Consider the following 12,180-nt stretch of genomic DNA (forward strand, 5'->3'; position numbering starts at 1 on the left):
AGACAGCCTATGACATTTTTATTGATGTAAACTTGGGCTTGTTAAGTTGGACCGGGCGCTGATTTCAAACATTTGACGTTCAGCGGATGTTTTTTCTAATTGGGACAGCAGGGGCCTAGTCACTTTTTCGCAATAGGCTCCAAGGCATGCTCGATACGGCGCTGGTTAAAGGAATCTTCACTATCAATGTAGCGCATCGCGGACTGGGAATTTTTCCAACCAACGTGTTCCATCAGTGTTTTCAAATCCCATCCATTGGCTGTCGCCCAGCTGGCAAAGCCTCGCCGCAATGAGTGTGCACTGTACAGATCAGGCTCGACGACGCCGGCATCGTGCAGGATAGCGCGTAGGAGCGGAACCAAGCTGTCAATATTGAGGCCGCTAGCGCGGATGTTACCCCAGCGATCAATCGCGCGGAACACAGGACCGTCCGGCAATGCCGCTGCTGTAATCCACTCATCGTAAGCGGTGACCGGGCACAGGCGCGATAGAAGTGGCACCTTGAAGTTGCCGCCTTTAAACTGGCGGTCCCCTTTGGTGCGCGGCAGGAAGCAAGTCATCCCTTCGCCGGGGGTGATGAGAACGTGCTCGATTTGCAGGCGGGTTAGTTCGTCTCCGCGAAACCCATGCCAGAATCCGAGCAGAAACAACGCCTTGTTGCGACGGTAGCGCAACTCGTTCCCTAGTGCTCCCTGCGCTTGCGCCGTGTCAGCTCGGGTCGTCAACCAGCTATCGACCACTATGAGTTGATCGATCTGGAATGGTTTTGCCCGCTTTTCCTGGACTGGGTACATGGTCTGGATGCCACGCAAGACCTGGCGTACCACAGGTGCCTTGGTCGGATCTGGAAAACCTTGATCAAGATGCCACCTGGCCAATGCGGCCAAACGCTGACGGAGGGTGTTGGCGGCGTGTTTGTCGGCTCGGTTGGCCAAGTAGCGCGCAACGCTATCAGGCGTGGCCGGCAAAAAACCGCCCCATTCCACCTCGAAGTCGCGGATAGCGCTTTGATAGCTCTGCCGGGTATTTTCGCGCGTGGCAGCCTGCAGGAAGCGATCGATATCAGACATGGCAGGCAAAGCCGAAGGACGGCGGCGGGCAAGGACAGTGATGTGGTCGTTGGCAAAAAGAGCTATGCCGTGTTTGTCTGGCATTCCGGCTAGATGTATAGATGCAGTGGTCAAAAACTGCATAAATTTCAGCCTCACACAGGATAAGAATACATTATCCGGCATCAATTTCAAGCAGAATCTCGCCTTGATAATCGCCAAAAATGGTATGTAATTACATGGTATGTAAGACGTTATCTTATTTCATGGAATGGCGATGGCTCGTGCCGGACTGTATCATTCGGATGTCAAAAAGGCACGCGATGCCTTGCTCGCGCAGGGGCGTCACCCTTCGGTTGACGCAGTGCGTGTTGCGTTGGGCAACACGGGCTCCAAAACCACTATCCACAAATATCTGAAAGAACTGGAAGCGGAGGAGGGGAGCATCGATGGTCGCAAAGTGTCGATCAGCGATGCGCTGCAGGATATCGTGACGCGACTGGCAGCGCGATTGCATGAGGAAGCGAATGAACGGGTGTCAGTGATTGAAGCGGTCAGTCTTCAGAAAGATCAGGAGCATGCGGTAAACTTGGCTGCCTTGCAGCAGGAGCTGGGTTCGTTGGAGGAGCAACTGCGCCAGGCCAGGGAGCGCGTCGAAGAAATAGCGCGAATGCATGTCGTCACCAATGTCCGTCTGCAAGAGGAAGCGATCTCGCGACACATTGCGCAACAGCAGGTGGCTGACCTCCAGGAGCGCTTGGCCGACAACGAGGTGCACCGGCAATCACTGGAAGAAAAGCATACACATGCACGCAACTCCTTAGAACACTACAGGCAATCGGTCAAAGAACAACGTGACCAGGATCTGCGGCGCCATGAGCAACAGCTTCAACAGGTGCAAGCAGAGTTGCGACAACAGCAACATAGCCTTGTACAAAAGCAGGAAGAAGCGACTCGCTTAAATCAGGAAGGTGCGCGGCTGGTTACTGCGCTCTCCCAGGCCGAAAAGTCGCTGTACGATGAGCAGGCAGCAGGGCGCCGATTAGCCGAGCAGGTTGCCACCAGTCAAAGTTCCGCGCACCAAGTCGAAGGGTTGTTGGCTCAGATCGCCAGCAACGAGCGGCTGATAGAGGCACTTGAGGGGCAACTGGTGAATGCGGCAGCGCAAACCGAGGTGCTGTCAAATCAGTCGCGCACGCTGGAGGCTGCATTAGGGACGGCGCAAGCAACGCTGGTTTCACAGCAGGACACTATTCGTGAACTGACCGCCCGCCGCTCGAAAGCAGAGCATCATGGCACCATGTAGCCATCCCGTAAAATCACTTTTCGAAATCCACATAACAATTTGATGCCTTTTCTGCTAGCTAAGGATTTTTTGATGTGAAGCCAAACAATCTCGGTGTCTTTGCATCGATACCAATGACTAAATAGCTCCCACATTTCATATTCTTCCTGTTGGCAATAAATTACTTGCATTTGGAAAAATACTACCTATAGTGTGAATATCTAATAGATATACTAGATATGGGTATCTCTGATTTTCTTTTTAAGGAGAAATGCATGGCAGGTAAAACCACTGGTGGCAAGGTCGCCACTACCGCAGGGCGCACGCTCAGCAACCCGAACGCTTCGGCACTGCAACGTAGCTTGGCAGGTAGCGCACTGGCGCAATCTGGCACCCAAAAAGTGACGGGCAAGGCGATGGAAGCGAAAGCGTCCACGGCGCTTCAGAACGCCACTTCAGCATCTACCACCAGATCGCTCGCTGGCTCGCTGGTATCGCAGTCGGACAAGAAACGCTAACCGAACCTTGACTGACGGAGCTTTGATACAGGTTCGGCCGTCAGTCAAAACAAGGTATTTTCGTTCCTGAAGCTGGCTTTAAAGGCCAGCCTCAGGAAAGTCGAATTTCAAATGACTCTGATCAGAGTATCGACACCAAACACGGTTTCCGTGGCGCAGAATCATCGAATGCAACTGCATACTGAATGATGAAGTTCAGGCAACAACTTATATGCTACCGAAGGCAGACCTGGCTGCTTGCGGATCAGCCGTTGCTGTGCGCGACACCGGGACTACACGCGTACGACCTAGGCTCGTGTGACTATTCGTGAGATTTCGCTGATTTTGGTCAATCATAATAGCTGGCAGGAAATTTTTTACTGTGGGTGTGTTTGTCCAGCATTGCCTGACATGGTTTGCATCGATTTCGAGGAGACGCCGTGCAGGTCGTACGATTAAAGATAGAGAATTTCCGCGGCATCCGGTCCGCTGAACTCCTGTTTGACGGGCATACCTTGCTGGTAGCCACGAACAATGCTGGTAAAAGCACGATATGCGAAGCACTCGAACTGGTCCTTGGACCGGACCGTCTGAACCGGGTGTCGGCTATCGACGAATTTGACTTCTATAACGCCCACTACCTCACCCCAGTTGCAGTTGAAGGTGCGCCACCGATCCTGACGCAGCTGCGCGTAGAAGTGATCCTGATCGAACCGGGTGACGAAGTGTTGATGAAGTGTGGCGGGCACATCGAATACTGGCATACCGTGGAAAAGCGCCTGCTGGTAAATGGCGAAGCAGCGATCAATCATGCCCCGCTTGTCGTACCTTGCCTACGGATGGAAACACGGGGCACGTATGATATCGAAGAAGATGAATTCATTGCGCGGACCTACTTCTCGCATAGCCCGGATGCGGAAGAGGGTGAATTGAAGGGCGTGCCACGCCCGATCAAGCGACTATTCGGGTTTCTGTACCTGCGCGCGCTGCGAACCGGAAGCCGCGCATTAAGTTTGGAGCGCGGCAGCCTGCTGGATGTCATTTTGCGGGCCAAGGGTATCCGTACATCACTTTGGGAAAAATCGATCCAGCGTTTGCGCGCGCTGGATCTGGAAGATGACGCGGCGGAAATTACGCCAGTACTCCGGGAGATAGAGGAGCGCCTGTCGCGCTATATCCCGATGGGCGCCAACGGGCATGCCACGAAATTGCACGTTTCGGAACTGACGCGCGATCACTTGCGCAAGACCATGGCATTTTTCCTGGCATTAACACCGGATCAGGAGCATGTGCCGTTCGCCCACGCGGGAACCGGCACGCTGAATACCTTGGTGTTGGCTTTACTTACCATCATCGCGGAGATGAAACCGGAGTCGGTGATTTTCGCGATGGAGGAACCGGAAATCGCTGTGCCACCGCACACGCAGCGCCGTATCACGCATTATCTATTGGAAAAGACAACGCAGGCGTTCGTCACATCGCATTCGCCGTTCGTCATCGAACGGTTCGAACCCAGCAACACCCTGATTCTTAGCCGAGACAACGGTGTCGTCACGGCTCGAAAAGTATCGGAAGCAAGCGGCCTGTCAGACAAAGAGTTCAAGCAGTATGCCCGTTGGGGCTTATGCGAATGCATGCTGGGCAAAGCAGCCATCGTATTGGAAGGCCTGACGGAATTCCATGCTTTACCGGTCGCCGCGCGACGTATTGAGGAATGTGGTCTCGGATTCATGCCGCTGGACATTTCAGGAGCCACGTTCTTTTACGCCTATGGTGAATCAAACGTACCTAAGTTTGGCAAGTTCTTCAAGACTTTGGGGTTAAAGACCTTCGCCTTTTACGATCTGGTGGCGAATCGACAGCAAGCTCAGAAGGACGCATTTGCGGCTCACTATGACATCAACACGGAGCATACGCACCGCGGCTTCGAGGATTTGATTGCCCAAGAAATGCCGGCCGATCGCCTGTGGATGTTCCTTACCGCGCTGCGCGATGGAGAAGGGGCACATATCGGCATTCCGTTCGAACGCCCCGATGAGGGAGGGATACGCACGCTGGCACGCAGCGCGCTGAAAAGTAGCAAAGGCGCTGGCTGGGCCGCACGGCTATTTGATGAATGCGAATACAAAGAGTTGCCTGTTTCTGTTATGACTTTCTTGTACCAGGTATATGCTGCGATGATCGAGCAGCCGCCGGCCGGCGACGGCGCAGGTAGACAGCCTATTGATAGTGCCGGCGGGGAGCAGTAAGCATGATGGACGCCGAGCCTGTCGATCCACGCAACCTAATTCTGGCGTGTACTGGACACGCAATGGTACTTGGTGGCCCGGGCAGCGGCAAGACAACGCTAGCCTTGAACAAAGCCCTGAAGCGAATTCGGGAAGGCCTGGTGCCGGGGCAGTCTATCTTGTTTCTCAGTTTTTCTCGAGCGGCTGTGGCCCGTGTTCTGGATGCCGCGAATCTGATGGTGTCTAAATCTGACCTTGCGGCCTTGTCTGTCCAGACGTTCCATTCGTTCTTCTGGAGTCAGCTGAAGGTTCATGGTTATCTTTTGGGTGCCCCAAAGAAGCTTTCCATCCTGCTGCCGCAAGACGAAAAGGCTATCAACGGCGGCATTAACAAGGATGACGCTGAGTGGGGCGGCTGGACCCAGGAGCGTGAGCGATTGTTTCGGGAAGAGGGCAGGGTCGCTTTCGATCTGTTCGCGCCGAATACCGCAATACTTCTTGGCGCCAGTTCAAATGTCAGGACGCAGGTCGCGATGACCTATCCCCTGGTAATCGTAGACGAGGCGCAAGACACTGGCGACGATGCTTGGCGCTGCATCGAATTACTCGCTTCACATACTCAAGTCGTTTGCTTGGCGGATCTGGAACAGCAGATATTCGACTTCCTTCCCGGCGTAGGACCAGAGCGGATTCGCAGCATTCGTCACGCGCTGCAGCCATTGGAGGCAGACCTAGGCAATGACAATCATCGTAGTCCCGGAACCCAAATCCTAGCCCTTGGAAATGATCTTCTGGCTGGAGCAGTCAAACCCGGCGCCTATTCCGGCGTGACGTCGATGTCGTATGGGGTTGGCAAGCAAGCTCCGAATTGGAATCATCTGCTGCGCCGCGCGCTGAGCAATCTGTTTCTCAATATGCGGGCGGATGGCAAGGGGCCCATTAGTACCGTGGCATTACTTACAATGAGCAAGAGTGGTGCGCTAAAGGTGTCGAACGCGCTCAATGGCTTGGGAAGTAATCCGGGTAAAGTCGTGCGGCACAAGTTGTTGTTCGACGAGGCAGAAGCGCTACTGAGCGGGCGGTTGGCAGCTTTTCTACTGGAACCGAAGCTGGAAGATGTAGAGGCGCTTGATATTGCGACCTGCATGGAACTAATTGCCGCAGCGAGAAGATCCACCGGCGGCGCGAAGGTGGCCGTCGACAAATTGCTGCAGCAAGCCGCTACGATCCGAGCCGGTAAAGCGGTGAACATTAAACTGGTTGCCGCATTGCGCGATATCCTAGGGCAATTACGAAGCAATGGATTGACGGGTGACCCGCAGGCAGACTGGCTGCAGGTAAAGCGACACTTGCGCTCTAGCGGTCGAGATGAGTTGACACGGTGTGCATCGCAACTTGATTATCTTGTCGCTTTTAGACGTGGCCAGCGCATCTCGGCGGCTTTGTCTGACGAGTGGTTACGGGCTGGTGCGTACACGCGGGCCCGTGTTGCGCTGGATGCGGCATTGGCGCAGGAACAGTTACTCGACGGCATATCCGAGCCGCCAGGTATTCAAGTAATGAACGTACATAAAGCCAAGGGCAAACAATTTGATGGCGTGGTGTTCATTCGCGAGATACGCCAGGCCGACGACGGACCCGCGTCGTCTTTCCTCTGGCGGGGCGATACAGCCCCCTACGTGCAAAGCCGTCGCTTAGTTAGAGTTGGCATCACCCGCGCAAGCAGGCGCTTGCTGATTCTGTCGCCCGTATGGCCAGCATGCCGGCTCCATCAATGGGAAAAGCTGTGATGGCTCAGCGTTTAGCGTGTGGTTGGCCATTACCGGTTAAAGAGGGCACAACGCGCCGCCGCCCCTTTATCGACCAATGGCGGTGCCCAGCGCTGCATTCGAAAAGTGGATGCTTGAGGGACGTAGTGTGCCTGAAAGTGGGTTGAAACCTGAGGCAGGTTGGCTGACATAACGTTTATAGCCAGAGATTGCTGCGCACACTACCTACTTGTCGGGTCAATTGGGCAACGCGCGCCCAAATGTGCGCCGGTGGAACCGCTTCCAGATGCGCGGTTTCCTCGATCGCCATCACCACCACCTGCAGGGGAGTTTCGTCCAGGAAGTGCAGTAACTGCGATTGATGGTTGGTCGGCACCTGTCCGGTAGCCAGGGCCTGCCGCAGCTGCTCGCTGGTCAGCTCGCCCTTGTAGCTGACACTCGCGTTTTTTGCCGCCATCCATAAACCGCGTTTTTTCTCCCTGGCCTGGATCGTCGGCGGGGTAAAACTGAGTCCGAGTATCCCCAGCAGTTTCACCACGCGTCCAAAACTTAAGTCGGCAATGGTTCCAGCCTCCAGTTGCTGCACCGTCTGGCGCGACAGACCAGCCAACCGCGCCAGGCGTAGCTGCGTCAACCCAAGAGCTAAGCGACGGACGCGGACTGCTTTGCCGACTTCGTAGAGGTTCATGAGTTGCCGTTTTTGTAGTGTACAAAATATTTTATATCTATTTTGGTGGCAAGCGGAATGCGTTTTAGGCCGATGTGATCTGTGTGGGCTAGCAGACCATCGACAGGTGCCTGTCTCCGACAGATAGGCAAAAAAGAGACTCGGCACAGGTCGAGTCTCTTTATAGATGTGGGTTAATACTGCTCTCTGTTAAGCAAAGGAGGGCGCCTCAGGTACGTCCTAATTGTCATGGCTTAGTCCTCCTCTGACTCGAGATCCTCGAAGAAGTTAGGCCCGACGTTAAAAGTTAGAGTACCGTGCTTCGCCTGGATCAGCTGCACGACCGACTCTGGGTCGGCATTGGCGAAGTCGATGACGTAACCATAAAAGCCCTCGCCACTATTGCCCGTGTCGTCCCAAGTTTCGTAGTTGCTGAGATGCACCAGCAGTGCAGGGTCTATCTTGAGCAACTCGCCAAACGCTTCAGCGCGCGAACGCAGCGGGCCACGTGGCTGATCGTCTGCCCAGCTGTCATCAGGTTCCGCAGACAGAATCCTTACCGTGACATCAGAAATCATCCGGCGGCCGATACGGTCCATGCTCAATTCCGCAACGACGTCTACCTTGTTGCCGTAGTACGGGCGCTCCTCATCCGGAATCATGGACAGATGGCCAGCGATCTCGACTTCAAACCTTTCGCCGATCTCAGGCAATAAGTTGAACGAGAAATCAAATGGCATGTAAATCTCCGACACGCCATTGGTATTCATATCAGCTGTGTGATTCGACACATTGTCGTCGTTGAGCACCACCTGCTGAACCGTGTCGTGAATCTCATTGAAAAAAGCGTCATCCGAATCGTATATGCGGGCGCCACGTGGTTGGGTGGCAAACGCTACCGCTATCAAGTCGACAAGGGCTGCATCATCGAAGTCCAGCTCCAGCTCGTCGCTACGCATTCGTAGGAACGTCACGTCCAAAATTAGATGGCAGTTTGATGCAATCTGCTCAGGCTCGCGTCGTGCTGTCAAGTGGTGCTGGTATCCTGCCAGGCTACCGTAGCCGAAGGCAGCAGCAAGAAGTTGTTGAGCGTGGCCCAGTTTGATGGCTTTGCCTCGGATTTGCGAGGCGACACGAATGGAATAGGCTAAAGCGCCAAAATTGGTAATCATGTGTGTTCTCCAGAATATCTGACATGGAACAACCAGCGCTTCGTTTTGTTCCATGCCGCGAAGACGCACATGGATCAAAAGATGTATGTAGTACGGTGACTGAAATTCCGTCTTTTTTGAGCCGCTGGACTCAGGCGGACGCCTTAATCAATATTATCCCAGATGCTGCCCTGATAGCAAGCGGTTCGCAAAAATGGACGGGTAACAGGGCGCTCATACAGATTTTTTTGGAGTGGAATCCTCAGAAGAGCAAGGATGCGTTCAGTTTCTCTACGTCCGGCAGAGGCGACCATGAACGTCGGGAATAGTATGAAAGTACCCATTGATCTGGAAATATCGTAGAAGACCGTTTTGATCCATGTGCGTCTTCGCGGCATGGAACAAAACGAAGCGCTGGTTGTTCCATTACGGGTGAAGTGGATCGGATTTCAGTGCAAATCAACACTGGTGCTTACGTAATCATTCGGACGAGACGTAAAGATCGCAGAATGTCGATTCGTCGAGACACTGTGCGACAGCAAGTTGATCTTTTTCATCCTTAGATATTCACGACAGCAAGTTGATCTTTTTCGGCCTGAAACCCCAAAGTACCTAGAATGCTGTCGCGGGAGTACTCATAATGCTGTCGGCGTACTCTAGACTTTTTCTAGGAAGATGGTGTATCTCTTTGATTCTGCACTACTTTAGCCATTTGACATAATATAAATTATGCGAAGTTATGGACGAATTCGTCAAATGCCCCTTTTTGCAACTTGTACAATCGCAAATGCGATTTTAGCCCTTTGCGCATCCCCTGGCGCCGGGACTTTTTCCCCATGGTTTCGCGCAGTCCCTTTGCGCTTCGATACGCTGGCCAGTTCCAGGCTGGCGCGCAGGATTCCTGGCGTTTGCTGCCGCGCGCTTCGCACCCGTCTACCGGTGCAATGCCGCCGGTTCTGTCTGCGCGCTGGCCTGCCAGGTTGCAGCGCTGGTTTGCGTCGTGCCTGGCCGCAGGTCTGGCGTGTTTGTGTGGCCGCGCAACTTCGGCCGCGATCTGCCACGGCTGCCGTGCGCCAGCGTATTCGGATGGCGCCGTGGCCAGACTGTCCATGTGGATCATGTCGATGGACTCGGCCAGGCATGGCACGGCGGATGCGGTGCGTCGACGGCACAGCGCAATGTTTGCGGCTCCAGCAGAATCTGCGTGCCGCTACTTGCTCGTGTAAGATTGCCCGCCTTATCTCTCTGCCGGGCATGCCTTGACTTCTTCGATGACTTTCGCAACTAAACATAACAATGAAATCAAGGGTTTATAGGTAATTATGAAGGTAAAGTCTCAATGTATTTACGTGGCGTGGGCACGTCGGATCTTGCTGTCGTCCTGCCAACTTTCACGCTGTCTGCTGCGCGTGGGCGCCGCGCTGGCTGTCACGGCAGCTTTGTCCGCCTGTGCCAGCAAGCCCGGTCCATGGCCTGCGCGCGCCCTGCCTGCATCGGCTGCCGTGACGGTCGACGCCGCGCAATTGCTGTCCAGGAAACAGCTGGTGGACTGGCAATACGACCTCGACGAGCGCAACTTGCGCGCCACGGGATCGCCCCGGCATGAAGCCTATATCGACGCGCTGCATGAACGTCTGCTGCGCGCCGGTGTCAAACAACTGCGCTTTGAACCGGTGAACTTGCGGCAATGGTCGGTGGAGGCGGAACACTGGGGCCTGGAAGTGCTCGATGGCGAGCGGCCCGGCGTGCTGCCTTCGGCTGGCTACATTCCGTATTCGGGCGTCACGCCGCCGTCCGGCATTGCGGGACGCATCGTCTACCTGGCGCCAGATAGCAAGCCGGATGCCAGCCTGGCGGGCAAGCTGGTGCTCGTCGAGATGCCCAAAGCGGCGTGGACGGGCCAGGTTTTCCACCAGGCGGCCATGCACGTCCACGACCCGGACCACGCCATGGAAGCGGACACGCCGTATGCGCGTCCGTTCCAGATGCTGGGGCCGTTCATTTCGCTGCTGGACAGCCTGCAGGCGGCCGGCGCGGCGGGCGTGATCGTGATTCTGGATACGCCTTCCTTGTCGGCGGACGGTCTGTATGCGCCGTGCGACGGCGTGGTGCGCCAGCTGCCAGGCGTGTTTATCGACCGTGGCCGTGGCCAGCGCCTGCGCGAACGCGTGCTGGCGGGCACGGCGCCTGTATTGCGGCTGACCATGGCGGCCACCGTGCGGCAGGTGCAGACGCGCAATTTGATCGGCATCATCCCCGGCAAGTCCGAGGAATTGATGGTACTCAACAGCTATACGGATGGCACGAACGGGCTGGAAACCAATGGGCCGAACGCCATCGTCGGCATCGCCCAGTACCTGACGCGCCTGCCGCAGGACAGCTTGCCGCGCAGCGTCATGCTGCTGCTGACGGGCGGTCATCTCGCGGGCGGCGCGGGCATCGGGCAGTTCATGGACCGGCACAAGGACGACGGCTTGACGCAGCGCATGGCCGCGATGCTCACCATCGGGCAACTGGGGGCGATGGAAGTGCTGCCCGACAGCGACGGCTACCTGCATCTCACGGGCAGGTCCGAACCGGCCGTCCTGTTTTCGCCGCGCACACCGGCCCTGATGGCCGCAGCATCCGCCATGCTCAGGCACGCCAATGTGGCACCCGCGTTCGTGCTGCCGCCTGCCAATGCCGGCGGCGATGGCAGTGCGAAGGGTGCCGCCTGGCCCGATGCAGGCCGGACGTTGCGGGCTGCGCAAGGCATACCTATGATGAGTTACGTCAAGGCGCCGACCTACCAGTTCAGCTATGGCATCGGCACGGTGACCCAGACGGATTACCGGCTGATGCAGCGCGAAACCGTGGCCTTGACGCAGATGCTGCTGGACCTGTCGCGCGTGCCGTATGCCGATTTGCGCAAGGAAACAGCGCCGTAGCCGCCGCAAGAGCTTGCCCGGCGTCCGCCTCCCTTCCCCGCCCTGCTCCCGGCGCTCTTGCGTACACCATACCAGCGCACTCGGAAACAGGCACTGGTATGGCCCGCATCGCCCATCCTCTGGGGAAACACTTCGACTGGTATTGTGATCTTGCGCAAAGAATAAAACCAGTTGACTACCACTTGCAATGCTTGCACTCTGAAAAATCGGACGGTGATAAACCGGCTCGGCCATGAAAAAAAACACAAGGAGATGCAATGAACCGGACAGTCATGAATACCCTCATCCTTACCCTCTTCGGCGGCAGCCTGGCCGCTTGCGGCGGCGGCAGCGGCGACGGATCCAGCGGGGGCGCGAGCCAGCTGCTGGCCGGCGCCGCCGAAGCGGTGGCATGCTACACGCCATGGAACAGCGGCACCGCCTACAATGGCGGCGGCAAGGCCAGTTATAACAACGTCAATTACACGGCCAACTGGTGGACGCAAGGCAATAACCCATCGACCAGTAGCGGCGCCGCCGGCAGCGGCCAGCCATGGACGGTGGTGGGAGACTGCGGCACACCGACACCGACTCCCACCCCCACCCCAACGCCTACGCCAACTCCCAC

At 56.0% G+C, this 12,180-nt stretch carries 10 protein-coding genes; 6 read left to right on the forward strand and 4 right to left on the reverse strand.

All coding sequences use genetic code 11. The annotated features are described in order from the left end of the window. Positions 1 to 119: 119 nt before the first annotated feature. Positions 120 to 1,235 carry a site-specific integrase gene (locus tag AC07X6_RS17230; protein WP_494791772.1) on the reverse strand — a complete coding sequence of 372 codons (1,116 nt, stop codon included), beginning with the start codon at positions 1,233 to 1,235 and terminating at the stop codon, positions 120 to 122. Positions 1,236 to 1,326: 91 nt separating this feature from the next. Here AC07X6_RS17230 and AC07X6_RS17235 point away from each other — a divergent pair, with 91 nt between their 5' ends. From AC07X6_RS17235 to AC07X6_RS17250, 4 genes are all read left to right on the forward strand, one after another. Continuing rightward, a complete protein-coding gene (locus AC07X6_RS17235; RefSeq protein WP_494791761.1) occupies positions 1,327 to 2,355 on the forward strand; it encodes a DNA-binding protein in 1,029 nt (342 codons plus the stop codon). A 218-nt stretch (positions 2,356 to 2,573) separates the two neighbouring features. Then, positions 2,574 to 2,852 carry a hypothetical protein gene (locus AC07X6_RS17240; protein ID WP_494791762.1) on the forward strand — a complete coding sequence of 93 codons (279 nt, stop codon included), beginning with the start codon at positions 2,574 to 2,576 and terminating at the stop codon, positions 2,850 to 2,852. Between the two features lie 419 nt (positions 2,853 to 3,271). After that, entirely contained in the window at positions 3,272 to 5,080 is a 1,809-nt protein-coding gene (locus tag AC07X6_RS17245; RefSeq protein WP_494791763.1) for an ATP-dependent nuclease, read from the forward strand. Positions 5,081 to 5,082: 2 nt separating this feature from the next. Next, positions 5,083 to 6,849, forward strand: coding sequence for a UvrD-helicase domain-containing protein (locus tag AC07X6_RS17250; protein ID WP_494791764.1), 1,767 nt, complete (start codon positions 5,083 to 5,085; stop codon positions 6,847 to 6,849). Between the two features lie 175 nt (positions 6,850 to 7,024). On the opposite strand, the gene AC07X6_RS17255 is transcribed toward AC07X6_RS17250, so the two are convergent. The 3 genes from AC07X6_RS17255 to AC07X6_RS17265 all read right to left on the reverse strand — a co-directional run bounded on the left by AC07X6_RS17255 (position 7,025) and on the right by AC07X6_RS17265 (position 9,757). Continuing rightward, positions 7,025 to 7,516, reverse strand: a complete 492-nt coding sequence (locus AC07X6_RS17255) for a helix-turn-helix transcriptional regulator (protein WP_494791765.1) — start codon at positions 7,514 to 7,516, stop codon at positions 7,025 to 7,027. Positions 7,517 to 7,749: 233 nt separating this feature from the next. Beyond that, positions 7,750 to 8,667 carry a hypothetical protein gene (locus AC07X6_RS17260; RefSeq protein ID WP_494791766.1) on the reverse strand — a complete coding sequence of 306 codons (918 nt, stop codon included), beginning with the start codon at positions 8,665 to 8,667 and terminating at the stop codon, positions 7,750 to 7,752. Positions 8,668 to 9,373: 706 nt separating this feature from the next. After that, a complete protein-coding gene (locus AC07X6_RS17265; protein WP_494791767.1) occupies positions 9,374 to 9,757 on the reverse strand; it encodes a hypothetical protein in 384 nt (127 codons plus the stop codon). Between the two features lie 211 nt (positions 9,758 to 9,968). Here AC07X6_RS17265 and AC07X6_RS17270 point away from each other — a divergent pair, with 211 nt between their 5' ends. Then, entirely contained in the window at positions 9,969 to 11,573 is a 1,605-nt protein-coding gene (locus AC07X6_RS17270) for a PA domain-containing protein (RefSeq protein WP_494791768.1), read from the forward strand. 272 nt (positions 11,574 to 11,845) lie between these two features. After that, the coding region (locus tag AC07X6_RS17275; protein WP_494791769.1) for a carbohydrate-binding protein at positions 11,846 to 12,180 on the forward strand (335 nt) is incomplete at its 3' end.

The sequence above is a fragment of the Janthinobacterium sp. GW460-12-1-14-LB5 genome, from assembly GCF_059423585.1.